The 24,791-nt window shown below is 62.9% G+C and carries 24 protein-coding genes; 8 read left to right on the forward strand and 16 right to left on the reverse strand.

Annotated elements, in window-relative coordinates:
• Nucleotides 1–711: 711 nt before the first annotated feature.
• From H7B90_RS05240 to mtnB, 8 genes are all read left to right on the forward strand, one after another.
• Nucleotides 712–909, forward strand: a complete 198-nt coding sequence (locus tag H7B90_RS05240; RefSeq protein ID WP_185134852.1) for a hypothetical protein — start codon at nt 712–714, stop codon at nt 907–909.
• A gap of 17 nt (nt 910–926) precedes the next feature.
• Nucleotides 927–1,148 (forward strand): DUF2905 domain-containing protein, encoded by a 222-nt coding sequence (locus tag H7B90_RS05245; RefSeq protein ID WP_185134805.1) that lies wholly within the window; start codon nt 927–929, stop codon nt 1,146–1,148.
• Between the two features lie 752 nt (nt 1,149–1,900).
• Nucleotides 1,901–3,028 carry a glutamate 5-kinase gene (gene proB, locus H7B90_RS05250; RefSeq protein WP_185134806.1) on the forward strand — a complete coding sequence of 376 codons (1,128 nt, stop codon included), beginning with the start codon at nt 1,901–1,903 and terminating at the stop codon, nt 3,026–3,028.
• Nucleotides 3,021–4,268, forward strand: coding sequence for a glutamate-5-semialdehyde dehydrogenase (locus H7B90_RS05255; RefSeq protein ID WP_185134807.1), 1,248 nt, complete (start codon nt 3,021–3,023; stop codon nt 4,266–4,268). Before proB ends, H7B90_RS05255 begins: the two co-directional genes overlap by 8 nt.
• Nucleotides 4,269–4,324: 56 nt before the next feature.
• A complete protein-coding gene (gene proC, locus H7B90_RS05260; RefSeq protein WP_185134808.1) occupies nt 4,325–5,200 on the forward strand; it encodes a pyrroline-5-carboxylate reductase in 876 nt (291 codons plus the stop codon).
• A gap of 180 nt (nt 5,201–5,380) precedes the next feature.
• Entirely contained in the window at nt 5,381–6,622 is a 1,242-nt protein-coding gene (locus H7B90_RS05265) for a 2,3-diketo-5-methylthiopentyl-1-phosphate enolase (protein WP_185134809.1), read from the forward strand.
• Complete coding sequence (locus H7B90_RS05270) at nt 6,619–7,371, forward strand: 2-hydroxy-3-keto-5-methylthiopentenyl-1-phosphate phosphatase (RefSeq protein WP_185134810.1); 753 nt, start codon at nt 6,619–6,621, stop codon at nt 7,369–7,371. Before H7B90_RS05265 ends, H7B90_RS05270 begins: the two co-directional genes overlap by 4 nt.
• Nucleotides 7,368–8,024, forward strand: coding sequence for a methylthioribulose 1-phosphate dehydratase (gene mtnB / locus H7B90_RS05275; protein WP_185134811.1), 657 nt, complete (start codon nt 7,368–7,370; stop codon nt 8,022–8,024). Before H7B90_RS05270 ends, mtnB begins: the two co-directional genes overlap by 4 nt.
• A gap of 220 nt (nt 8,025–8,244) precedes the next feature.
• On the opposite strand, the gene H7B90_RS05280 is transcribed toward mtnB, so the two are convergent.
• The 16 genes from H7B90_RS05280 to rimP all read right to left on the reverse strand — a co-directional run bounded on the left by H7B90_RS05280 (nt 8,245) and on the right by rimP (nt 24,670).
• Nucleotides 8,245–9,627 carry an ArsB/NhaD family transporter gene (locus H7B90_RS05280; protein WP_185134812.1) on the reverse strand — a complete coding sequence of 461 codons (1,383 nt, stop codon included), beginning with the start codon at nt 9,625–9,627 and terminating at the stop codon, nt 8,245–8,247.
• 35 nt (nt 9,628–9,662) lie between these two features.
• Nucleotides 9,663–9,854 carry a hypothetical protein gene (locus H7B90_RS05285; protein WP_185134813.1) on the reverse strand — a complete coding sequence of 64 codons (192 nt, stop codon included), beginning with the start codon at nt 9,852–9,854 and terminating at the stop codon, nt 9,663–9,665.
• 329 nt (nt 9,855–10,183) lie between these two features.
• On the reverse strand, nt 10,184–10,627 hold the full coding sequence (dut, locus tag H7B90_RS05290) for a dUTP diphosphatase (protein ID WP_185134814.1): 444 nt from the start codon (nt 10,625–10,627) through the stop codon (nt 10,184–10,186).
• Complete coding sequence (locus H7B90_RS05295) at nt 10,590–11,870, reverse strand: M16 family metallopeptidase (RefSeq protein ID WP_185134815.1); 1,281 nt, start codon at nt 11,868–11,870, stop codon at nt 10,590–10,592. The genes dut and H7B90_RS05295 overlap by 38 nt, the downstream gene beginning before the upstream one ends.
• A gap of 109 nt (nt 11,871–11,979) precedes the next feature.
• On the reverse strand, nt 11,980–12,987 hold the full coding sequence (locus H7B90_RS05300) for a polysaccharide deacetylase family protein (RefSeq protein ID WP_185134816.1): 1,008 nt from the start codon (nt 12,985–12,987) through the stop codon (nt 11,980–11,982).
• A gap of 362 nt (nt 12,988–13,349) precedes the next feature.
• Nucleotides 13,350–15,449 (reverse strand): polyribonucleotide nucleotidyltransferase, encoded by a 2,100-nt coding sequence (gene pnp / locus H7B90_RS05305; RefSeq protein WP_185134817.1) that lies wholly within the window; start codon nt 15,447–15,449, stop codon nt 13,350–13,352.
• Between the two features lie 185 nt (nt 15,450–15,634).
• Nucleotides 15,635–15,904 (reverse strand): 30S ribosomal protein S15, encoded by a 270-nt coding sequence (gene rpsO / locus H7B90_RS05310; RefSeq protein WP_185134818.1) that lies wholly within the window; start codon nt 15,902–15,904, stop codon nt 15,635–15,637.
• A gap of 168 nt (nt 15,905–16,072) precedes the next feature.
• Nucleotides 16,073–17,044, reverse strand: a complete 972-nt coding sequence (locus H7B90_RS05315; RefSeq protein WP_185134819.1) for a bifunctional riboflavin kinase/FAD synthetase — start codon at nt 17,042–17,044, stop codon at nt 16,073–16,075.
• A 60-nt stretch (nt 17,045–17,104) separates the two neighbouring features.
• Nucleotides 17,105–18,049: a tRNA pseudouridine(55) synthase TruB gene (gene truB / locus H7B90_RS05320; protein ID WP_185134820.1), complete on the reverse strand. Its 945-nt coding sequence runs from the start codon at nt 18,047–18,049 to the stop codon at nt 17,105–17,107.
• Entirely contained in the window at nt 18,046–19,032 is a 987-nt protein-coding gene (locus tag H7B90_RS05325) for a DHH family phosphoesterase (RefSeq protein ID WP_185134821.1), read from the reverse strand. The genes truB and H7B90_RS05325 overlap by 4 nt, the downstream gene beginning before the upstream one ends.
• Entirely contained in the window at nt 19,029–19,385 is a 357-nt protein-coding gene (rbfA, locus tag H7B90_RS05330) for a 30S ribosome-binding factor RbfA (RefSeq protein WP_185134822.1), read from the reverse strand. Before rbfA ends, H7B90_RS05325 begins: the two co-directional genes overlap by 4 nt.
• Nucleotides 19,386–19,411: 26 nt before the next feature.
• On the reverse strand, nt 19,412–22,393 hold the full coding sequence (gene infB / locus H7B90_RS05335; protein WP_185134823.1) for a translation initiation factor IF-2: 2,982 nt from the start codon (nt 22,391–22,393) through the stop codon (nt 19,412–19,414).
• Complete coding sequence (locus tag H7B90_RS05340) at nt 22,386–22,718, reverse strand: L7Ae/L30e/S12e/Gadd45 family ribosomal protein (RefSeq protein ID WP_185134824.1); 333 nt, start codon at nt 22,716–22,718, stop codon at nt 22,386–22,388. Before H7B90_RS05340 ends, infB begins: the two co-directional genes overlap by 8 nt.
• A complete protein-coding gene (gene rnpM / locus H7B90_RS05345) occupies nt 22,702–23,022 on the reverse strand; it encodes an RNase P modulator RnpM (RefSeq protein ID WP_185134825.1) in 321 nt (106 codons plus the stop codon). The genes H7B90_RS05340 and rnpM overlap by 17 nt, the downstream gene beginning before the upstream one ends.
• A gap of 59 nt (nt 23,023–23,081) precedes the next feature.
• Nucleotides 23,082–24,182, reverse strand: coding sequence for a transcription termination factor NusA (nusA, locus tag H7B90_RS05350; protein ID WP_185134826.1), 1,101 nt, complete (start codon nt 24,180–24,182; stop codon nt 23,082–23,084).
• A gap of 26 nt (nt 24,183–24,208) precedes the next feature.
• Nucleotides 24,209–24,670 (reverse strand): ribosome maturation factor RimP, encoded by a 462-nt coding sequence (rimP, locus tag H7B90_RS05355; RefSeq protein WP_185134827.1) that lies wholly within the window; start codon nt 24,668–24,670, stop codon nt 24,209–24,211.
• Nucleotides 24,671–24,791 lie beyond the last annotated feature (121 nt).

A 24,791-nucleotide genomic window follows, 5' to 3' on the forward strand; every position in this document is an offset into this window, starting at 1 on the left:
TCTCTTATCCCCTTGGATCAGGCGCGTGGGTCCAGGAGCGGCTAGAAGCGGCGAAGACTTGGCAGGTCGCTCCCCCCTCCCGGTGAGCCTGCCATCGCTTCGCCCTTTTTTTTCGCGTCTTCCCCTTGTCGCTCTTCGATCCCGGCTCGTCAGACGCTCCGTCGTTCCTCCGTCCTCCTATCGATTCGCAAGCGGCTTATCCCCTCTGCTTCGAACGATTCCCATTTTTACCCCATAGACGCCTATCCCCTTCGCTCAGTTCCTCTCGCTCTACAGCGCCGAGTGTCTTATCCCTCCCGCTCAGTCCCTTCCTCTCTATTACGACTTAGTCCCCTATCCCTTCCGCTCAGTGGCCTCGTTCTTCTTGCACATCGTCGTCTATCCCCTCCATTCCGGACACAACGCGCCTTTATTGCGCCCTTGTCTCCTATCCCCCTCGCTCAGAACTGACCGGGACTCATCGGGATCTTCTTTTCGTTATCCCTTTCGTTCAGGGGAAGAGCGCAAAAACCGGGGAGACCGGATCGTCGCCGGCTAGTTGTGGCTATTTCAACAACGATGACGCCCCCTGAGCCGCAGGGATAGGAGACGGGGGGTGTCAGGAGGCAATATCGCATGTGCGCGGAGGTCGCACGGGAGAGCCGATGCGATGCATAAAATCGCATTCGCGACGCACCATATGGAAAACCAAACCATAGGCGGTGCATATCGTTGACGGAACACAACCAATTTACCGATCCCCCGATCAAGGCCCATCCCCGAACGGACGAGCCGGAGCATGAGCCCACGTTCGCTCCCAGCATCGACACCCACAATTCGCTCGAGGCGGAGCCGACGGAGGAAGAACGCCAACGAGGAGAATATACGGAAGTCACCCGCCTCTACTTGGATCGCACGCCTAACGACTAACCGGCTCGGAGGGACGAATGGCGACATTCCCGAAGGTTCTTATCGGATTGGGCATCCTTCTGGTCGTAGTCGGCCTCATCTGGATGGTCGGAGGACGTTTCTTGAATTTCGGACGGCTTCCAGGAGATATTTCGTATGAAAAGGGAAACGTACGGTTTTACTTCCCAATCGTCACATGTATCGTCGTTAGCGTCGTATTGTCGTTCATCTTCTACTTGGTACGGCTGTTCTCGAGGTGACCGCATAAAAACAGCAAATATCGCGGCGTGATCGCGGACGGACATGGCTTACATCTCCCCATCGCTGATTTGACAATTGGAGCAGGTTTGCGGACGGAACCGAGGCGATAATGCTGCCCATTCGGACCGTCCTTTTTCCGTTTGTGACATGTCCCTTGCAACGTGTGCACGGACTCATGGGGATAGGAGACGAAATGCCGCGCAACCCCGACTGAGCCATGGGGATAGGAGCCTATGCGCACCATAACCCGACTGAGTCCCTGGGATAGCAGCCTTTGCGCACCTTAGTCTGACTGAGTCATGGGGATAGGAGCCTATGCGCACCATTTCCCGACTGAGCCGCGGGGATAAGGGGACTAGCGGAAGTTGGCGGAGCAGTCCGGCTCTAAGGAGGGCTTCAATTCCTTTACAAGGCTTGACGCGCGTGGTATTCTAAGGATTAATCGATGCCGCCTGCGACGGGCGGATCACAGCTTAAACGCGATGACGGGTAACGAAGAGGAACCGGCATGTTCAGAGAGCGAATTCCGCGGCTGGGAGAATTCGCCTTCGCCCTCCTTTTCCCCCAACCCCGAGCGGCCGGCGAGGAGCCGGACAGTTCCTGCTGTTACCAGGAATCCAAGAGGGCGCCGTCCATCCCGAAGATAACGGCGTCAATGAAGGTGGTACCGCGGAAGGCAACTTTCGTCCTTTGATGAGGGCGGAAGTTTTTTTGTTTGTCCAAGTTGCTAGGAGAGGATCGGGTGACCGGAATGAACCGACGTATCGTCGTGAAAATAGGAAGCAGCTCCCTCACCTCCGAGGAAGGAGGCTTAAGCCGGGAGCGGGTTCGGTTTTACGCGGACGAGCTCGCGAAGCTCCACCGCCAAGGGGTGCAGACGCTGCTCGTCACCTCGGGCGCGGTCGCGGCGGGCTTCCGCCGGCTCGGCTACGAGACGCGGCCGAAGCTCGTGCACGAGAAGCAGGCGGCGGCGGCCGTCGGGCAGGCGCTGCTCATGCAGGCGTATCAAGAGGCGTTCGCCGCGCACGACATTCCCGCCGCGCAAATCCTCTTGACGCGGCCGGACTTCGGCAACCGCGGGAGAGCGCAGAACGCGGAACGCACGATCGAGGAGCTGCTGAAGCTGAGGGCCGTTCCGATCATCAACGAGAACGACACGGTGGCGACCGACGAGCTCAAGTTCAGCGAGAACGACACGCTGTCGGCTCTCGTCGCGAACCTGACGAAGGCGGACGGGCTGTACATTCTCACCGACATCGAAGGGCTCTATACGGCGGATCCGCGCAAGGATCCGAACGCGAAGCGGATCGGCCGGATCGACGTGATCTCGGAGGAGCTGTACCGGATCGCGGGAGGCGCCGGTTCTTCGGTCGGAACCGGGGGCATGCGCTCCAAGATCGAAGCCGCCCGAATCGCGATGGGCGGCGGCGTCGCGACCTTCATCGGGCGCGTCACCGAGCCCGGGGAGCTGGTCCAGGCGGTGGAGGGCTCGGGCAGAGGGACTTATTTTACGACCTCCCTCCACTCCCTCCCGGCCAAGAAGAAATGGATCGGCTTCCTGTCCGTCCCCCAAGGAAGGATCGTTGTCGACCGCGGAGCGGAAGCGGCGCTGCTGCATGGCGGCAAGAGCCTGCTCCCGGCCGGGATCAGAGGGGCCGAAGGCGACTTCCATCTCGGCGACGTCGTCGAGGTGATCAACGAAGAAGGCAAAACGCTCGGAAGAGGCGTCACGAACTACGCGGTCTGGCAAGTGACCGCGGCCGCCGGACTGCCGAGCGAGGAAGCGCAAAGGCGCGTCGAAGCGCCAAGAGTGGAAGTGATCCATCGCGACGAATGGGTGACGACCCACGTACAGAAGGAGGCGGAAATCCATGAGTGAAGTAAGAACGAAGGCCGCATTGGCCAAGCAAGCGGCCGCGACGCTGAACCGCATGACGACGGAGCAGAAAAACGATGCTCTGCTTCGCATGGCGGATGCCCTGATCGCGGACCAGAACGAGATTCTGGCCGCCAACGAGCGGGATTTGGCGAGAGGCGAGGAGAATGGCACCTCCCCTTCCCTGCTGGACCGGCTGAAGCTGACCCCGGACCGGATCGCCGGCATCGCCGACGGTCTTAGGGAAGTCGTCGCGCTGCCCGACCCGGTCGGCGACCTGCTCGAATCGTTCGACCGGCCGAACGGGATGCACATCGAGAAGCGCCGGGTTCCGATCGGCGTCGTCGGCATGATCTACGAAGCGCGGCCGAACGTGACGGTCGACGCCGCGGGTCTGTGCCTGAAGACGGGCAACGCGGTCGTCCTTCGCGGAGGATCTGCTGCGATCGACTCGAACAGGGCGATCGTGGAGACGCTGCGGAAGGCGCTCGCCTCCACCGCCCTTCCGCCCGATTCGCTCCAAATCATCGAAGACCCGAACCGCTCTTCGGTCGACGAGATGCTGAAGCTGAACGGACTGCTCGACGTCGTCATTCCGCGGGGCGGAGCGGCGCTTATCCAGAACGTCGTGCAGAACGCGACGGTTCCCGTCATCGAGACGGGCGCCGGCATCTGCCACACGTACATCGACGATACCGCCGATTATGCGATGGCGGAAGCGATCGCCCTGAACGCCAAGGTGCAGCGGCCGTCCGTCTGCAACTCGATGGAGACGCTGCTCGTGCACGAGGCGTTCGCGAAGCGCCATCTCTCCGCTCTCGCGGACAGCTTCCGCGCCAAGAGCGTGGAGCTGCGCGGCGATTCCGCGACGCGGAATCTCGTGCCTTGGTCGAATTCCGCGACCGACGAAGATTTCGCGACGGAATACAACGACTACATTCTGAACGTCAAGGTCGTATCCGGTCTCGACGAGGCGCTGGACCATATCCGCCGCTTCGGCACGATGCATTCGGAGTGCATCGTCACCGAGACGAAGGAGAACGCCGAGCGGTTCCTGCAGGAAGTGGACGCGGCCGCGGTGTACCATAACGTCTCCACCCGCTTCACGGACGGGTTCGAATTCGGCTTCGGCGCGGAGATCGGCATCAGCACGCAGAAGCTGCACGCTCGCGGACCGATGGGATTGCCCGCGCTGACGTCGACCAAGTTCATCGTTACCGGCAACGGCCAAGTACGGGGATAATAGTGCCGAACGGGCCAAGCCATCCATAAGACAGGATTGGGAGAGATAAGATAGCCATGAGCAACCCGGAATCGAGATCCCCTCTGGGGAACGCGAAAATTTGTTTTTACGGCGCCGGTTCGATGGTCGAGGCGATCTTGCGCGGATTGACGGAGAAGCGGGTCGCCGCGCCTTCCTTGATTCATGTGATGAACCGCCAGAACAAGGAACGCTTGCTCGAGCTGCAAAGCCGTTACGGCGTCGTCCCGGCGATCGAGCCGGCCGCGAAGGAAGATGCCCTGTCCGGCGCCGACGTCATCGTCCTCGGCATGAAGCCGAAGGACGCGGCCGAAGCCCTGCTGTCCCTTAAATCCCTGCTGCGTCCCGAGCAGATCGTCGTCTCGCTGATCGCGGGCCTCTCCATCGACACGATGGAGAGACTGATCGGCCGCAAGCAGCCGATCGTCCGCACGATGCCCAACACCTCGAGCACGATCGGGCTCGGGGCGACGGGCATCAGCTTCTCCGAAGCGGTCTCGCCGGAAGGACGCGAGCTCGGGCTCGCCATGTTCGACGCCGTCGGACTGACGACGGTCGTCGAAGAGCGGCTGCTCGAGACCGTCACGGCGGTCTCCGGCAGCGGCCCCGCTTACATCTATTATATGATGGAAGCGATGATCCAGGCCGGCGTGGACCTCGGTCTCGCGCCGGAAGCCGCCCGCGAGCTCGCCGTGCAGACGGTGCGCGGGGCGGCGGAGATGGTCCGGCTCACGGGCGAAGCGCCCGCCGAGCTGCGCCGCAAGGTGACGTCGCCGAACGGCACGACGCAGGCGGCGCTAGAGACGATGGAACGGCTCGGCTTCGCCGACGCCGTCCAGCAAGGCATGCGGCGCTGCGCCGAGAGGGCAGGCGAGCTCGGCCAAGCGATCGCCGACGAAGCGCTCGCCCGCTGAACGCCGCAGCGAAGCGCCTCCCGCCGTCTTCCGCCGTCTCCTATCGTCTTCCGACGAGGCGGTCCCGCCCCATCGCCAATTCTGATAGTCTGAACGTCATAGACTGAACATAGTCTGAAGCGATAGTCCGACGAGATCGTCGGACGCCATCGTTAGATCGACGAGAAAGAAGGGATCCGAATGGACGTACGCAACGGACAAGCATACACCACCGCCACCTATCGCCTATTCGACGACAAAGCCGACTTCGGCAAGAAAGCCGAGGGCATCGCCGTCGGCCTCACCGTCGGCAGCTGGACGGACTTGCCCGAGGTGACCAAGCGGAAGATGGAGAAGCACCTCGGCCTCGTCGTCTCCGTCGATGCCCACGAGCCGGAAGGCGCCGCGCCGGGCGAGAGATACGCCGACATCACGATCGCTTATCCCGACGCCAACTTCAGCCGCGACCTGCCCGCCCTGCTCGTCACCGTCTTCGGCAAGCTGTCGATGGACGGCCGCATCAAGCTGCTCGACCTGAAGCCCTCCTCCGACTTCCTGTCGGCGTTCTCCGGCCCGAAGTTCGGCATCGCGGGCGTCCGCGACCGGCTCGGGATCCAGGATCGCCCGCTGCTGATGAGCATCTTCAAATCCGTCATCGGCTACGACCTGGACGGCCTGCGAGAGCAATTCCTCCAGCAGGCGCTAGGCGGCGTCGACCTGATCAAGGACGACGAGATTCTGTTCGAGAACCCGCTCACTCCGCTCGAGAAGCGCGTGGAGACGTGCATCGGCGCGGCGCGCCAGGCCGAGCGCGAGACCGGCCAGAAGCTGATCTACTTCACCAATCTGACCGGCCCGACCTCGAAGCTTCGCGAGAACGCGCGGCGGGCGATCGACGCCGGAGCGAACGGCCTCCTGTTCAACGTGCTCGCCTACGGGTTCGACGCGCTGGCGGAGCTCGCGAACGACCCGTCGATCGACGTGCCGATCGCGGCGCACCCGGCGCTCGCGGGAGCGTTCTATCCGTCCCCGCATCACGGCATCGCGGCTCCGCTGCTGCTCGGCAAGCTGACCCGGATCGCCGGGGCGGACCTGTCGCTCTTCCCTTCCCCGTACGGCTCCGTCGTCATGCCGAAGGAAGAGAACCTCGCGGTCCAAGCCGCTCTCGTGGACGAGGCGCTGCCGCTGCCCAAGGCGTTCCCCGTTCCGTCCGCCGGCATCCACCCCGGCCTCGTCCCGCTCATTCTGCGCGACTTCGGCGGCGACGTCGTCGTGAACGCGGGAGGCGGCGTGCACGGCCATCCGCTCGGAGCCGCCGCCGGAGGCAAGGCGTTCCGCCAAGCGATGGACGCCGTCGCCGCGGGTCAGGACCTCGCCGAATATGCGAAGCGGCATGAAGAACTGAGAATCGCCATCGAACGCTGGGGGGTCCGCCACGCATGAGCGCAACGATAAGCAGCACGAACGACAGCACGAATAGCGCGAACAAGGCGGCCGAAGGCGCGGAGACCAAGCGCCCGCTTAGCGGCTCCAAGCCGCCGGTCCTGTTCTGCGACTTCGACGGAACGATCACGCTTAGCGACAATATCGTCGCCGTCATGAAGCACTTCAACCCGGAAGGCTGGGAGCCGATCGTCCAGGACATCGTCGCCCTGAAGAAGTCGGTCCGCCAAGGCGTCGGCGAGATGTTCGCCCTCCTTCCTTCTTCCATGAAGCAGGAGATTACCGACTATATTCTGAGCACCGCCGGCATTCGCCCCGGGTTCCGGGAGCTTCTCGACTGGTGCAAGAGGAACGGCGTCGAGTTCTTCGTCACGAGCGGCGGCATCGACTTCTTCGTCTATCCCCTGCTCGCTCCCTTCGGCATTCCGGAGGATCACATCTTCTGCAACGGCAGCGACTTCAGCGGAGAGCGGATCGAGATCACCTGGCCGCATTCGTGCGACGAGGAGTGCGACAACGACTGCGGCATGTGCAAGACCGCCGTCATCCGCCGCTTCCCGAAGGACGAGTACGCTCGCATCCTGATCGGCGACAGCATTACCGACTTCGCCGGAGCGAAGCTCGTCGATCTCGTCTTCTCCCGGTCCCACCTGACCGAGAGATGCCGGGAGCTCGGCCTGCCGCATATTCCGTTCGAGACGTTCCACGACGTCGTTCACCATCTGGAGCAAGGAGACTGGAGAGCATGAGCGAACAACAACGCCCGACGATTCTGCTGGAGGAGAAGCAGCGCGTCTATCGCGAGCTCGGCATCGTGAAGGCCGACTTCGCCGCGCGCGGCTGGTTCCCCGGCACGAGCGGCAACCTGTCGATGAGGGTCGGCGATTACGCGCCGGACCGCTTCGTCTTCGCCGTCACCGCGAGCGGCAAGGACAAGGCGGCGTCGACGCCCGAGGACTTCCTGCTCATCGACGAGACCGGCAAGCCTTGCGAGCCGACGGCGCTGAAGCCGTCCGCCGAGACCCTCATTCACTGCGAGATCTACCGCAAGACCGGCTGCGGCGCCATCTTCCACATTCATTCGGTCTACAACAGCCTCGTCTCCGAGTTGTTCTGGGATCGCCGCGCCGTCCCCGTCGAAGGCGTGGAGCTGATCAAGGCGTTCAACATCTGGGACGAGGAAGCCGTCATCGACGTGCCGATCGTCTCCAACTTCGCCGACATCCCCCGCATCGTGCCGGAAGTGACGGATCGGCTCGATCCCCGCATCCCGGGCATCCTGCTGCGCAAGCACGGCATCTACGCTTGGGGACGCGACGCGTTCGAAGCGAAGAAGCATCTGGAAGCGTTCGAGTTCCTGTTCGAATACGTCTACAAGCTGCAGCTCGTACGGGGCCGGTAAGTCCGGCTCCGTCCCGTTCGAAGGCGCGTCCCGGCCGGCCTTGAGGCTCGATCGCGCGACAATGGCCCCTGCCTGACAATCGGCAGGGGCCGTCTTTATGTACCGGTTCATTTTCCCGCCCGATTCCCCGACGATTCCTCCTTCGCCGACCCGCCGCTCTTCCCGCTTCGCGCGCTTGGCCGAGACAGAGCGGCTTCTGGCCGGATCGGACGATCGAAGGCTACAATCCCGTATAAGGGACGATCCATTTAACCCAATAATACAAGCTGATCAACGTAAACACGAGAGTCGGCGGAATGACCATCGCCGTTATCTTCAGATACTCCTTCCACTCTACCTTGATCTTGTGCTTGTGAAGCAGGTGGAACCAGAGCAGCGAAGCGAGCGTGCCGATCGGCAGCAGCAGGGATCCGATGTCGCTTCCGATGACGTTGGCCAGATAGGCGATCTTCAGGGACAAGGGGTCGAGGCCCATCTGGTTCAGCGTGAGCGTCCCGATCATGAGGGCGGGATGGTTGTTGAACAGCGTGGACAGCGCCGTCAGCAGGCCTCCCATGAGCAGGCTCGCGTTCAGAAGGTTGCCGGTGACGAGCGGTCGGAACAGCTCCACGAGCCGATCGGTCATTCCCATGTTGTGCAAGCCGTACACAAGGACGTACATGCCGAACGCGAAGATCAGGATGTGCCACGGAGTTTTGCGAATGATATCGCTCGGGGCGATCTTCAGATAGGCCCATCTCCACGACAGCAGTACGACCGACCCGGCGACGGCGACCCATTCGATCGGAATGCCGGCGTACGAAGCCCCGAACAGGCCAAGACGGACCGCGAAGACGAACAGGAACAGGTTCCTCATGAGCCTTGTCTGCCGCTTCAGGTTGTCAAGGGGAGGAACCGGCCCCAACGGATGGTTGATCCCGATCCCCGGCGGCCCGCCCGCCAAGCGGTAGCCGACGGACACCTTGGGCAATTCCCGCGGCAAGTCGCGCTTCATGCACAGGAACAGCAGGCCGAGCATGAACAGCAGGCCGAGCGTCGCCGGTACGAACATCATCATCGTATGCATGTACAGGGTCATGCCGACGATCTTCAGAGCGATCAGGTTTACGATGTTGCTGACTCCGATCGGGGCGCTCGACGCGGTGGCGATCAAGGCACCGGACAACAGATAGGGAATCTTCTGATGATTGCGCAGCTTCAGCCGATTGAGCAGGATGATGAGAATCGGCGTCGTAATCAGGATGCTTCCGTCGTTGTTGAAGAACAGCGTCATGAGAAAACAGACCAGATTCACGTACAGGAATAATCTGTACCCGGAGCCCTTGGCCCTTGCCGCCAATCCGGCCGCCGCCCAGTGGAAGAACCCCGCGCTCTCGAGCACCATGGCGATGACGATCGTCGCGATGATGGTGATCGCCGCGCCGCTGACCGTCTCCGCGATGTCGACCAGGTCGCCTCCCGACACGCCTCCGGCCAGCCAGACGACCAGCGCGCCTATCGTGGCCGGGATCGCTTCGTTCAAGCCTTTGGGGCGCCACATAATGAGCAGGACCGTCATGAGGAAGGAGATCAGGGTCAGCGTATCCGAGACCGAATCGAACACTTGTCGTCACCTCTGAGCAGACGGTTGTCCTTGCTTTACTTGCCCGCGGATCGGGTCGCCGGGATCATGGCCGATCCGACGGCGGGGCCGGGCTGAACGGGGGGCTCTATCGCGCCAGGGGCCGCGTCCGGTTCGGCGTACGCGTTGTCGGACAGAGGCTCGACGGGAGGCTTGAGCAGGTAATACAGCAGCACGGCGGACGGTACGATGACCAATAAGGCGAGCATTCGGGGTCCCTCCCTTCGCTTCTGGACGGGTGAAGGACGAACGGGAGCAGAACAACGGGAAGGCGAGCGGTCGCCGTCACGGAGCATTCGTCCTCGAAGGTTGTCTATATCGTATGTTTATGTGCACCTTCGGGACGGGGTGCTGGTGATGCGGCCCGATTCCCGCTGAATTGTTCGCTTGTACGGGAGTCGAATGCCGCTTGCCCGCCGGCACGTTCGTAAGGCCGTGACACTCTCCTCGGCTAAAAAAAGCTTCGCCGGCGAGAGGGACAATCGTTCCCTCTGCGCCGGCGAAGCTCTGGCGTCGCTATAGTCGATGCGGTCGATGCTTACCGGCCGGTGTGGCCGAAGCCGCCTTCGCCGCGCACGGTCTCGGACAGCTCGCTCACTTCCTCAATCTTTACCTGCGGCACCGTCTGGAACACCATCTGCGCGATGCGTTCCCCCCGCTCGATCGTGAACGGCTCCTGGCCCAGGTTGATGAGCAGCACCTTCACCTCTCCGCGGTAATCGGCATCGATCGTGCCCGGCGAATTGAGGCACGTGATCCCGTGCTTATAGGCGAGGCCGCTGCGCGGCCGGATTTGCGCTTCCAGCTCCTTCGGCATCGCCATCGCGAAGCCCGTCGGCACGAGCGCCCGTTCCCCGGGCGCCAGCGTCAGCGGTTCGCCGACGGCCGCATGCAGATCGAATCCCGCGGCCCACTCGGACATCTTGCGCGGCAGCGCGACGTCCTCATTCCCCGGAAGCCGCTTCAGTTGCACTGGATACAAGAAATTCCCTCCCTAGTCCCGACAACACTTTCTCCTGCGCTCCCACCAGCGCGATCGAACAAGTCTCGTTCATGATTCTCGCGATCATCTCGTTCACGTCTTCCATCGTGACCGCGTCGATGCGTTCCAGCATCTCGTCGAGCGTATAATGGCGGCCGAGCATCAGCTCGTTCTTCCCGAGCCGGTTCATCCGGCTGCTCGTGCTCTCGAGGCTCAGGATCAGGTTCCCCTTCAGCTGCTCCTTGCCGCGATGAATCTCCGCTTCGGTCAGCCCCTTGGCCTTGATCTCCTCCAGCATCTCCAGCGTCAGATCGTACACGTCCTGAGTCTGCTTCGGCGCCGTTCCGGCGTATACCGTGAACAAGCCGCTGTCCGCGTAGGAGGTATGGTAGGAATAGACCGAATAGGCGAGGCCGCGCTTCTCCCGGATCTCCTGGAACAAGCGGGAGCTCATGCCTCCGCCGATCGTGTTGTTGAGCAGGATCATCGCGTACATCTTCGGATCCTCGATCGAACAGCCCGGGAACGTGAGGCACAGATGGTTCTGCTCCGTCTTCTTCTTGTGGAACCTCGCGTCCGACCGGAACGTCGGCGTCGTCAGCGACACGTTCGTGCCGGCGACGTCGAACCGGCCGAAGTGCTTCTCCAGCAGCTCCAGCACTTCCTCTCCGACGTTGCCCGCGAGGCTGATGACGGTGTTCGGGATCGAATAGCGCTCGGACATGTACTTCCTGAGGTCTGCGGGCCCCATCGCGTTCAGCCGTTCCGCCGTGCCGAGAATGGAATAGGCGAGCGGATGGTCGCCGAGGGCCGCGCGGGAAGCGAGATCGTGGACGGTGTCGTCCGGCGTGTCTTCGTACATGGAGATCTCTTCGAGAATAACGTTCTTCTCCTTGGCGAGCTCTTCCTCCGACAGCAGCGACTCGAAGAACATATCGGAGAGAACGTCGACGGCGATCGGCAGGTGCTGGTCCAGCACCTTCGCGTAGTAGCACGTATATTCCTTCGAGGTGAACGCGTTCACGTTGCCGCCGATCCCGTCGAACCGGTCCGCGATCTCCTTCGCGGTATGGCGCTTCGTTCCCTTGAACAGCATGTGCTCGATGAAATGGGAGATCCCGTTGTTCTCGGGAGTCTCGTAACGGGAACCGGTCTTCACCCAGATGCCGAACGATACCGAACGGCTGGTCGGAATCGATTCGATCATGACGCGCAGACCGTTCTTCAATGTATATTTGTTCACCCGATTTCCCCCTAAAGATCAATAGTAACACTATAACAAATATCGACACCCGGCTCAACCGAAGATCTGGAACGCTCGTCCAATTCCGCGGCTTGCCCGCTTCATAAGGTTAGGAGGCGCCCGGCTCCGACTCGAGCCGCTTCTCGGACAGCGTGTCGGATACCGTTCCGGGCACGAGACCTTTGGCCCGAATCGAGCGGATGATCGCTTGCAGGGAGTCGCGGGTCGTCTCGGTCGGGTGCATCAGGATCAGCGTCCCGGCTTGGACTCCGGCCTTCACCTTCGCGACGACGGACGAGGCCGGGGGGTTCTTCCAATCGACCGTATCCAGCGTCCAGAGGACCGTCTTCAGCCCGTATTCCGAGGCGGCCTGGACGGTCGTCTGGTTGAAGTCGCCCGAAGGCGGAGCGAACCAGACGTTGCGAACGCCGAGCTTCGTCTTCAGCAGCCGTTCCGTGCGTCCGATCTCCTCCCGCTGGCGCGCGGCTCCGAGCTGGCTCATGTTCGGGTGGGTGTAGGCGTGATTGGATGCCTCGTGCCCCGCCGATACGATCTTCTGGGCGACGTCGGCGTTCTTGGAGAGCCAGCTGCCGTCGAAGAAGAAGGTAGCGCGCACCTTCTCCTTCTCGAGCGTATCCAGAATGGAAGGCAAATACTCGTTGCCCCAGGCCACGTTAATCATCAAGCCGACCATCGGCTTGTTCGGGTTGCCCCGGTAGATCGGAGACGGAGGCAGATCGTCCAGCCCGATCTTCGGCGACAGCTCCCGGTACACCCACGGGATCGCCTCGTTATCGGCCGAAGGCTTAAGACCCAGCGCCCTCGCCTGCGCGTAGGTCGCTTCGACGTCCACTTCGCGCCCGTTATAGCCCGGAATCGCCTTCCACACCCGATCGATGACCGCGTCGGTCGGCTCGATCCGGCGTTTGGACGCTTCGGCGCGGATTCGCTCCTTCAGATCCGGGCGGTCCGCGTCGGCCAGGAAGGCGATCGCCGCCGGCTCCCGGTTTTTGACGGCTTGTACATAATCGCGCAGCGGACCGTAGCGGCCGGCCGCCAGCAGGACGGCCACGCACACCAGCATCGCCGCCAGTCGCGCGGTCGACGTCGTTCTCATCGGAATACCCACCCCCGCCGTCCGATCGGATTCCCGGTTCTTCTTCGGCTTGGCCGACTTCGCCGGACGAATCGGACATGCCCGAATTTCGGCCTCGCCTCCATCCTATGCCAAAAGCCCGGGGAATATGTACAAGTTCGGGGTCGCGGGCAAGGTGGCATGGCGATACGCGCGGGCGGCCGGGCGGCGGTTCGGACGAATGGGCAGCATTGGCCGGATGGGTAACGATCCGGACGAATGGGCGACGATTGGAAGGATGGGCAAATCCGGACTTAAGGGCAGATTGGGACTATCCGGACAAATAAAAAAAGAGACTGACGGAATCGGTCTCTTTTCGCGGGTACTTCTGTTGGCAGTCAGGCTTACTTCACGGCTTCTTCCGTTCCGAGAAGCACCTTGCGGGACAGGTTGACGCGGCCCATCGCGTCGATCTCGGTGACCTTCACCTGGATCTTGTCGCCGATGTTCACGACGTCCTCCACCTTCGCCACGCGCTCGTTCGCGAGCTGCGAGATATGGACGAGCCCGTCCTTGCCCGGCAAGATCTCGACGAACGCGCCGAACTTCTCGATGCGCTTGACGGTGCCGAGGTAGATCTCGCCGACGACGACTTCGCGCACGATGCCTTCGATGATGGAGCGGGCCTTCTCGTTCGCCGCAGCGTCGGAGGAAGCGATGTACACCATGCCGTCCTGCTCGATGTCGATCTTGACGCCGGTCTCTTCGATGATCTTGTTGATGACCTTGCCGCCGGAGCCGATAACGTCGCGGATCTTGTCCGGATGGATGCGCATCGTGACGATCTTCGGCGCGTACGGGCTAAGCTCCTTGCGGGGCTCCTTCATCACTTCGAGCATCTTGTCGAGAATGAACATGCGGCCTTCGCGGGCCTGCTCGAGGGATTGCGTCAGAATCGAGCGGTCGATGCCGTCGATCTTGATGTCCATCTGGATCGCCGTAACGCCCTTCGACGTTCCGGCCACCTTGAAGTCCATGTCGCCGAGATGGTCTTCCATGCCTTGAATGTCGGTCAGGATGGAGAAGTGGTCCCCGTCCTTGATGAGGCCCATGGCGACCCCGGCTACCGGCGCCTTGATCGGCACGCCCGCGTCCATCATCGCCAGCGTGCTCGCGCAGATGCTCGCCTGGGACGTCGAACCGTTCGATTCCAGCACCTCGGAGACGAGGCGGATCGTGTACGGGAATTCTTCCTCGGAAGGAATGACCTTCAGCAGGGCGCGTTCGCCCAGAGCGCCGTGGCCGATCTCGCGGCGTCCCGGCGCGCGAAGCGGACGGGCTTCCCCGACGGAGAACGGCGGGAAGTTGTAGTGATGCATGAAGCGCTTCGATTCCTCGAGGCCGATGCCGTCGAGAATCTGCACGTCGCCGAGCGCGCCGAGCGTACAGACGCTGAGCGCCTGGGTCTGGCCGCGCGTGAACAAGCCGGAGCCGTGGGTGCGCGGGAGAAGCGAGACGTCGGCGGAGATCGGACGAATCTCGTCCAGCTTCCGGCCGTCCGGACGGACCTTGTCGTGCGTGATCAGTCGGCGGACTTCGTTCTTGACGATGTCGTACAGCACTTCCTTGACGTCGGCGAGCTTCTCCGGCGTCTCGGCGTATACGTTCGCGAAGTGCTCCACCGTCTCGTCGTTGATGGCGTCGATCGCTTCCTGGCGGGCATGCTTCTCGGGGATGCGGACGGCTTCGACGAGGCGCGCCTTGGCGTAGGCGTTGACGTCGGCTTCCACTCCGGAATCGACCGCGTGCAGAACGACTTCCATCTTCGGCTGCCCGGCCGCCTCCACGAGCTTGTCGATCGTGCCGACGATCCTCTTGATCTCCTCGTGTCCGAACATGATCGCTTCGAGCATGTCGGCTTCCGGCACTTCGTCCGCTTCCGCTTCGACCATCATGATCGCGTCGCGGGTTCCGGCGACGACGACGTACAGGTCGCTCTTCTCTTCCTGCTCGACGGTCGGGTTGATGATAAATTGCCCGTCGACCCGGCCGACGATGACGCCGCCGATCGGTCCGTTAAACGGAACGTTCGAGATCGACAGGGCGGCGGAGGTGCCGATCATCGCGGCGATCTCCGGCGAGCAGTCCTGGTCGACGCTCATGACGAGGTTGACGATCTGGATGTCGTTGCGGAATCCTTCCGGGAACAGCGGACGAATCGGGCGGTCGGTCAGACGGCTGGCGAGAATCGCCTTCTCGCTCGGGCGTCCTTCCCGTTTGATGAATCCTCCGGGGATTTTGCCGACGGCGTAGAGACGTTCTTCGTAGTTCACCGTAAGCGGGAAAAAATCGAGGTCCTTCGGGCCGGGCGAAGCCGTCACCGTGGACAGCACGACGGTGTCGCCGTATCGCACGACGACGGCGCCGTTCGCCTGCTTGGCCAGCCGGCCGGTCTCGAGTACGAACTTGCGGCCGCCGAGCAGCATTTCAACGCTTTGTTCCAAGGATAATCCCTCCTCTGATTGGACGTATGTATTTTCGACACTCTTCCCATTATTTCCTGCCTGCGGGTTCTTAGGCAAGCCAAATGGAGACGCGCCGGGTTCCGTAATTAAGGAAAAAGCAACCCGGCGCCTTACGGGATCGTTCCCGTGCGACACGACCAGGTTGCTTATCCATGAGCAACGAATTAACGGCGCAGGCCGAGCTTCTCGATCAGAGCGCTGTAACGTTGAACGTCTTTGTTCTTCAGGTATGCCAACAACTTGCGGCGTTGGCCGACCATCTTGAGCAGACCGCGGCGGGAATGATGATCCTTCTTGTGTTCCCGCAAGTGGGCCGTCAGGTTGTTGACGTTCTCCGTCAGGATAGCAATTTGGACTTCCGGGGATCCGGTGTCCGTCGCATGCGTCTTGTGAAGTTCGATCAATTCTTGTTTGCGTTCTTGAGTCAATGCCATCCGTGCTCACCTCCTTAAACTTGGAAATCGCCGTTAGCCTCGCCGCCGCCGGTGAGAGCGGACAGCCAAGCCAAGGTTATGAAGCCAAGAGCGGCCTGGGCCGTCTTCGCAACGAGTATTAGTATAGCATAAGATGAAGTGCCGATACAATGACGCCGTCCGCAAAAATTAAGATTCTCCCGCCAGCAGCTCGCGGGCGCGCGCGGCGTCCCTTCCGATCTGGGCGATCAGCTCGTCCAACGAGCCGAACTTCATCTCCGGACGCAGGAAATGAAGGAACCGAACCGACAGCGCCTTGCCGTACAGATCGCCCGAGAAGTCCAGCAGATGGGCTTCCAGCTTCGGCTCCCCGCCGGCAGCGTCGACCGTCGGACGAACGCCGACGTTGATGACGCCGTCGGCTTCTTCCCCGCCGGCTCCGGCTCCGTTCACCCTCACTGCGTAAACCCCGTGACGGGGGATGCAATAAGGAGCTTCCGGCTCCAGATTGGCCGTCGGGAATCCGAGCTGCCTGCCGAGCGCCTTCCCGTGAATGACCGTTCCCTTGATCTCGTACGGCCGGTCCAGAAGCTCCGCCGCCAGATCGCAGCGGCCCTCGGCCAGCAGCTCGCGGATTCGCGTGCTGCTTACCTTGGCGCCGCCGAGGAATACCGGCTCGACGACCTGCACGTCGATCGCTCCGCCGCTCGCGCTCCGCAGAAGCTCGGGGTTGCCCCGGCCGCGATGCCCGAACTTGAAGTCGAAGCCGACGACGGCCGCCTTCGCGCCGAGCGGCCCGAGCAGCTCCTGGACGAATCTCTCCGCCGTGACCTGCGAGAATTCCGCGTCGAAGGAGACGACGAACGCGGCCTCGATGCCGAGCTCCGCGAACCGGTCCAGCTTATCCGGAAGCGGGGTCAGAACCGTATGGTACTGATCGTGCCCGAGCACGACCCGCGGATGGGGATCGAACGTCATCACCGCCGGCGTGTAGCCGCGCTCTCGCGCCAGCGACACGGCCTTGCGAACGACTTCGGCATGGCCGAGATGAACCCCGTCGAAGAACCCGATGGCCAGGGCGATGCCGCCCGGCTTAACCGCTTCGGGGGGAATCCGGAACGATTGTTCGTCCTGCGAATACGAAATCTCGAAACGTTCCACCTGCTGTCCTCCTGCACATATCACTTCGGCAATCAAGCTTCTCTCATCGTCGATCGGCGATCAGGCTTCGCCAGCGTCTTCGGAAGGATGGAATACCTTGACGGGACGCAGGCTGCCCGCGCCGGGAACCGGCTCGAACAGCCCGAGGAACGCCTCGTCCTCCTCGCGGTACAGCCTCCACAGTCCGGTCCCGTCAGGCGCCGGCGAGAGCCAGGCGGCGGGAACAGGCTTGCCCTGCAGCGCGTGCCGCGACGCCTTGGCCGAAGCCTTCGCCGCCGGCATGAAGCCGAGCAGCTTGTCGGCCTCGAGCAGCTTCTCCCCGAGCGCCCCGCGCTCCTGAAGCTCGGCCAGCTCCTCCAGCGTCAGGCAGTCCGCCTTCGTCAGGCCGGCGCTGACGGTGCGCACAAGCTCCGCCATGACGGCGGGCACGCCCAGCTTGCGCCCGATGTCGACGCACAGCGTCCGGATATACGTGCCCTTGGAGCACGTGACCGAGAAGCGAAGCTCCGGATGTGGTCCCTCCGCCTCGCACGCCAGAATCTCGATGCCGTGAATGGTGACCGGCCGGGGCTTGCGCTCGACCGTCACGCCTTGCCGGGCCAGATCGTAAAGCCGCTTCCCGTCCACCTTGACGGCGGACACCATCGGCGGAATCTGCTCGATGTCCCCGACGAACGACAGCGCCGCCGCGCGCATGTCGGCTTCCGTCAGGTGGGACGCGTCTTGCCGCTCGACGACCTCGCCTCCGATGTCCTCGGTATCCGTCGCGATGCCGAACCGCAGCAGCGCTTCGTACGTCTTGGGCATCTCCTGCAAATATTCGACCATCCGGGTAGCCCGTCCGATGCAGATCGGCAGCACGCCGGTAACGGCCGGATCGAGCGTGCCCGTATGGCCGATCCGCTTGACCTTCAGGATTCGCCTCGCCTTGGCGACGACGTCGTGGGACGTCCAGCCGGCGGGCTTCCAGATGCCGAGAACGCCTTCCAACGCCGTTCCGTTCATCGCTTCTCCTCCATCGCCTCTCGGATCGCGCCGACCACCTGGCCGATCGCTTCCTCGAGCGGAGAGGACAAGCGGCAGCCGGCCGCCCGGACGTGCCCGCCTCCGCCGAAGCGCTGGGCGACTTCCGCCACGTTGACGAGTCCGGCGGACCTGAGGCTCACCTTGACCGAATCGGGAGCCGTCTGCTTGAACAGAAGGCCGACCTCCACCCCTTCGATGTTGCGCGGGTAGTTGACGAGTCCTTCCAGATCTTCATTCGAAGCGCCAGTCTCGCTCAAGTCGTCTCCCGTCACCCACAGCCAGCCGATGCGCTGGTCGTCGCTGAACGCCAGGCGGGCGAGCGCCCGCTGAAGCATTCTCATCTGCCCCATCGTCATGCGCTCGAGCAGAAGCTCGGCCAGAGACGGACCGTCCGCTCCGGCCGCGAGCAGCCGGGAAGCGACGTCCATGACGTGAGGGGACGTATTCGAATAACGGAATCCGCCCGTGTCGGTCATAAGCCCCGTATAAATCGCGGTGGCCGCGTCCTTGTCCGGCGCAAGGCCGAACGTCCCGATCAGGTCGTATAAAATCTCCGCGGTGGCCGCGGCTTCCGAACGAAGAAGATTGACGCTCCCGAAGCCGTCGTTCGTCGGATGGTGGTCGATATTGAGCAGCTCCGCTCCTTCGGCGAACCATTCCTTGGCGGCTCCCGAACGGGCGAAGTCCGCGCAGTCGACCAGGATCACGTTCCGGTAGCCGGCCTGCGGCTTCCCGGAAGCCGCGGTCGCGATCGCGCCGCTGTTCCAGAGGTAACCGAGCCGCGAAGGAACCGGACCGTCGTTGTACATCTTGTACTTCTTGCCGAGCTTATCGAGCAGCCACGCGGTCGCCACCGTCGAGCTGATGGCGTCCCCGTCGGGCTGCACGTGGGAGACGACGAGGAAGTCGTCCCGCTCGCGTATGAACGCCGCCGCTTCCGCCAGCTGCTTCTCCCACGTCATTCGCTTCGGCTCCCCCGGTTGATCTCCTGCAGCAGCGACTCGATGCGGCTGCCGTATTCGATGGAGCTGTCGAAGCGGAATTCGATCTCGGGCGTATGCCGAAGCCGCATCCGGCGGCCGAGCTCGGTGCGAAGGAAGCCCTTCGCTCTTCCGAGCGCGTGAAGGGTCGCTTCCTTCTGCTCTTCGCTGCCGAGAATGCTCAGGTAGATGCGGGCCAGCGACAGGTCGCCGGTCACGTCCACTCCGGTCACCGTAATAAAGCCGATTCGCGGATCCTTGAGCTCCGTCTGGATCAGGGCGCTGATCTCCTTCTTGATCTGCTCGCCGACCCGTCCGACGCGAAATTTCGCCATGGTCTCACCTCATTCTGTATTGCGGCTTACCGCTCAACGGACTCCATGACGAAGGCTTCGATCACGTCGCCGATTTGAAGATCGTTGTACTTCTCCAAGGTAATGCCGCATTCGTAGCCTTCCGAAACTTCCTTCGCGTCATCCTTGAAGCGCTTGAGGGAGTCGATCTTGCCCTCGTAGACGACGACGCCGGCGCGTACGACGCGGGCTTCGGCATTGCGGGACACCTTGCCGTCCGTGACCATGCAGCCGGCGATCGTGCCGACCTTGCTGACCTTGAACGTCTCGCGGATCTCGGCGTGGCCGATCACCTTCTCCTTGAAGACCGGGTCGAGCATTCCCTTCATCGCTTGCTCGATCTCTTCGATCACCTTGTAGATGATGCGGTGCAGGCGGACGTCGACCTTCTCCTGCTCGGCCGTCGCGGCCGCGCGCGGTTCCGGGCGGACGTTGAAGCCGATGACGATCGCGGAGGACGCCAGGGCGAGCGAGATATCGGACTCGGTAATCGCGCCGACGCCGCTGTGGATCGTCTTGACGCGCACGCCTTCGACTTCGATCTTCTCGAGGGAGCCCTTGAGCGCTTCGAGCGAGCCTTGCACGTCGGCCTTCAGGATGACGTTGAGGTCCTTGATCTCGCCTTCCTTGATCTTGCTGAACAGGTCGTCGAGCGTGACCTTCTGGTTCGACTTCATCGCTTCCTGGCGGGTCTTGATCGACCGCTTGTCGGCGATCTCGCGAGCCTTGCGCTCGTCCTCGAACACCATGAACGGATCGCCGGCTTGCGGCACTTCCGTCAGGCCGGTAATCTCGACCGGCGTGGACGGGCCGGCTTCCTTGACGCGGCGTCCGCGGTCGTTCGTCATCGCGCGGACGCGGCCGAAGCAGTCGCCCGCGACGAAGGCGTCGCCGACCTTGAGCGTACCGTTCTGGACGAGAACGCGGGCGATCGGGCCTTTGCCCTTATCCAGCTCGGCTTCGATAACCGTGCCGCGCGCGCGTTTGTCCGGATTCGCCTTGTAGTCGTTCACTTCGGCGACGAGCAGAATCATCTCGAGCAGGCCGTCGAGGTTGATGCGCTGCTTCGCGGACAGCTCGACGAAGATCGTGTCGCCGCCCCAGGATTCCTGAACGAGGCCGTACTCGGTCAGCTCTTGCTTGACCTTGTCCGGGTTCGCTCCCGGCTTGTCGATCTTGTTGACGGCGACGATGATCGGCACGTTCGCCGCCTTGGCGTGGTTGATCGCCTCGACCGTCTGCGGCATGACGCCGTCGTCGGCCGCGACGACGAGAATCGTAATATCGGTCACCTGGGCGCCGCGGGCGCGCATCGTCGTGAACGCTTCGTGGCCCGGGGTGTCCAGGAACGTGATCTTCTGTCCGTGCACTTCGACCTGGTAAGCGCCGATGTGCTGGGTGATGCCGCCCGCTTCCCCGCTCGCCACCTGCGTCTCGCGGATGGCGTCGAGCAGCGTCGTCTTCCCGTGGTCGACGTGGCCCATGATCGTTACGACGGCCGGGCGCGTGATGAGAGCGTCCGGATCGTCGTTCTCTTCGATCGTCTCGAAGTTGGTGTCTTCGACCACGATCTTCACTTCGGTCTCGACGCCGAATTCGCCGGCGACGAGCAGGACGGTGTCGAGGTCGAGATCCTGGTTGATCGTCGCCATGACGCCCATCATGAGCAGCTTCTTGATGACCTCGGAAGCGTCCTTGTGGAGCAGCTTCGCGAGTTCGCCGACCGTCATCTCGCCGCGGACGATAACCTTCTTCGGCGTGTTGTCGATCTTCTCGCGCGGAGGCTGGTTGTTCCGGCCCTTCGCGTTCTTGCCGCCCTTGCCCTTCGGACGCGAGCCGCCGCGGCCTTCCTCGAACCGCTTGCCGAAGTCGTCCTTGCGGCCCTTGCCGCCCGGACCGCCGTTCCGGTTGAAGTCGTCGCGGCCCTTGCCTTCGGGTCTGCCGCCGGGACGGCCCGCGCCGCGTCCGGCCGCTGCAGGCGCCGGAGCCGCCGGGATCGCGGGACGCGGAGCGCCGCCGAACCCGCCTTGGCCTTGCGGACGGCCGCCGCCGAACCCGCCCTGGCCTTGCGGACGATTGCCGCCGTAGCCGCCGCCTTGCCCCTGCGGACGGTTGCCGCCGTAGCCGCCTTGACCGCCCTGGCCCTGCGGACGGTTGCCGCCGTAGCCGCCCTGACCGCCCTGGCCTTGCGGACGGTTGCCGCCGTAGCCGCCCTGACCGCCTTGACCCTGCGGACGGTTGCCGCCGTAGCCGCCTTGACCGCCCTGGCCTTGCGGACGATCCCCGCGGTTGCCGCCGCCCTGGCCGCCCTGCGGACGATCCCCGCGATTGCCGCCGTAGCCGCCTTGGCCCTGCGGACGATCGCCGCGGTTGCTGCCATAGCCGCCTTGGCCGCCCTGCGGACGATCGCCGCGGTTGCCGCCGCCCTGGCCGCCTTGCGGGCGATCCCCGCGGTTGCCGCCCTGGCCGCCGCCTTGGCCGCCCTGCGGACGGTCGCCTTGGCCGCCCTGCGGACGGTCGCCTTGGCCGCCTTGGCCCTGCGAACGCTCGCCGGAAGAAGCCGCTTGTTCGGACGCCGGAGCCGCGGCAGGCTGCGGAGCGCTCGGAGCCGGTGCCGCCGGACGCGAAGCGACGGACGCTTCGTCCGAACGGCGTCCCGACGGAGCGCCGGAGCCTTGGCCTTGCCTATGCGAAGCCTGGCCCTGTCCCCCGGACGAGCCCTGCTGCGCCTCTCCGGCCGGACGGCGGTCGCCGCCGCCCTGCTTGGCGCCGCTCTGCGCCATCTTGGCCGCCGCGTTCGCCTTGACGTCGCGGAAGAACTTCTCCACTGCGCTGACCATGCCGTCTTCCATGACGCTCATATGATTGTTGACGGGCTTACCGACCCGCTCCAGAATCTTCTGTACTTCCTTGCTGCTCATGTTGAGCTGCTTCGCGTACTCGTACACGCGCAGCTTATCCTTGTTGCCGTTCGTATCTTGTTTACTCAATATTCTCCACCTCCGAATGTTGAACCCAACCGCTTCGAATCATGTCCGCGAATCCTCGGTCCGTCACGGCAAACAGCACCCGCTCGGGTTTGCCCGCGGCTCCCCCCAATTCGAATCGGGTAAACCCGATCAACAGCTCCACGCCATAGCTCCCGCATTTGTCCGCGACCTTCTTGCGGGTGCCCTCCGAGGCGTCCTCCGCCAAGAGCACCAGCTTCGCTTCGCCGGAACGGATCGCCTTGAGCACCAGCTCCTCGCCGGAGACCAGCTTCCCCGCCCGCATCGCGAGCCCCAGCCGGGACAGAGCCTTATTCGTCGTCGTCATCGTCTGGAACGTTCTCCTTGTTCGCGATGAACTCGTCTTCCACTTTTATGAAATCCGCTTCCAGCCGGTCGTAGATGTCCGCGGACACCGGGGTCTTGAGAGCCCTCTCGAACGCCTTGGACTTCTTGGCCAGCTTGAAGCAGGAGGTTTTGCCGCACAGATAGGCTCCGCGCCCCGGCTTCTTGCCCGTCAAGTCGATTTGGATGTCCCCTTGCGGCGAGCGGACGATGCGGATCAGTTCCTTCTTGGGCATCATTTCCTGGCACGCGACGCATTTGCGCTGCGGAATTTTTCTCGGTTTCAAGGTTCCTCTCCCCCTCGCCTTGAAATGGATTCGCCGCCAAGCCCGGGCGGCCGCGCGGCTCAGTCGATCGTCACGCTGTCCTGATGCATGACGGCGCCGGACGTCGTCCGCGGACGGCCGTACTCCTGCTCCGCCTGCGTCTCGCTCTTGATGTCGATCTTCCAGCCGGTCAGCTTCGCGGCGAGCCGCGCGTTCTGGCCCTTGATGCCGATGGCCAGCGACAGCTGGTAATCCGGCACGATGACGCGCGCCATCTTCTCCGCTTCGAAGACGATGACCTCGAGCACCTTGGACGGGCTAAGCGCGTTCGCGACGTATTCCTCCACGGAGTCGGACCACCGCACGATGTCGATCTTCTCGCCCTTCAGCTCGGTCACGATCGTCTGCACGCGGACGCCCTTCGGGCCGACGCAGGAGCCGATCGGATCGACTTCGTCGTTGCGCGAATGGACGGCGATCTTCGAGCGGAAGCCGGCTTCGCGCGCGACCGAGCGGATCTCGACCGTGCCGTCGAAGATCTCGGGAACCTCGAGCTCGAACAGCCGCTTCAAGAGGCCCGGATGCGTCCGGGACAGAATGATCTGCGGCCCTTTGCTCGTGTTCTCGACCTTGGTGATGTACGACTTGACGCGGTCGCCTTGCTTGAACTTGTCGGTCGGCATGAGCTCCGTCAGCGGAAGCGCCGCCTCGACCTTGCCAAGGTCGATGTACAGGTTCCGCTGGTCCACCCGCTGGATGATGCCGGTTACGATGTCCTGTTCCTTGTCGACGTAAGCGTTGTAGATAAGTCCTCGTTCGGCCTCGCGGATCCGCTGGGTGACGACCTGCTTGGCCGTCTGGGCGGCGATCCGGCCGAAGTCGCGCGGAGTCACTTCGATCTCGGCGATGTCCTCGAGCTGATAATGCGGATTGATGCCTCGCGCCGCTTCCAGGGAGATCTCCATGCGCGGGTCGAGCACTTCCTCGACGACCGTCTTGCGGGCGTACACCTTGATCAGCCCCGTCGTCCGGTTGATGTCGACGCGGACGTTCTGGGCCGTATTGAAATTGCGCTTGTAGCTGGAGATCAGGGCCGCTTCGATGGCTTCGATCAGGACATCCTTCGCAATGCCCTTCTCTCGCTCGATTTCGGACAGCGCTTCGATAAACTCCATGCTCATGGGACTATGATTCCTCCTCTCGAATATTAGAAAACGATGGCCAAACGGGCAGAGGCCACTTTATCGTAAGGGATGGCATGTTTGCGGCGGCCGACCGTCATCACGATCTCGCTTCCGTCGAAACTGTCCAGTCTTCCTTCGAATTCCTTCGCGCCGTCGACCGGCTCGTAAGTCGTGACGAACACGTGCTTGCCGACCGCCTTCGCGACGTCCTCCGCTCTCTTCAGCGGGCGCTCCGCTCCGGGGGAGCTGACTTCCAGGAAGTACGCGTCGGGAATGGGGTCGAGTTCGTCCAGCTTGGCGCTGACGAATTCGGAGATGCGGCCGCAATCGTCGATGTCGATGCCGCCTTCCCTGTCGACGTATATTCGGAGGAACCAGTTGCTCCCTTCCTTCACGTACTCCACGTCCACGAGCTGGAATCCGTTCTCGTCCAGGTAGGGCGTAATGAAGGATTCCACGATGGATTTGATTTTCGGTGCGCTCAAATCATGACCTCCCGATTGCTTCAAATGGATCGCCGCAGACGCCGCCGTAACCCGAAAAGGCCCATGGCAAAACGGAAAGAGTGGGTTTCCCCACTCTTCTGCAGACAGTGATATCCACATG

This window comes from Cohnella xylanilytica (assembly GCF_014212175.1).
In the GTDB taxonomy this organism is placed as follows: domain Bacteria; phylum Bacillota; class Bacilli; order Paenibacillales; family Paenibacillaceae; genus Cohnella; species Cohnella xylanilytica.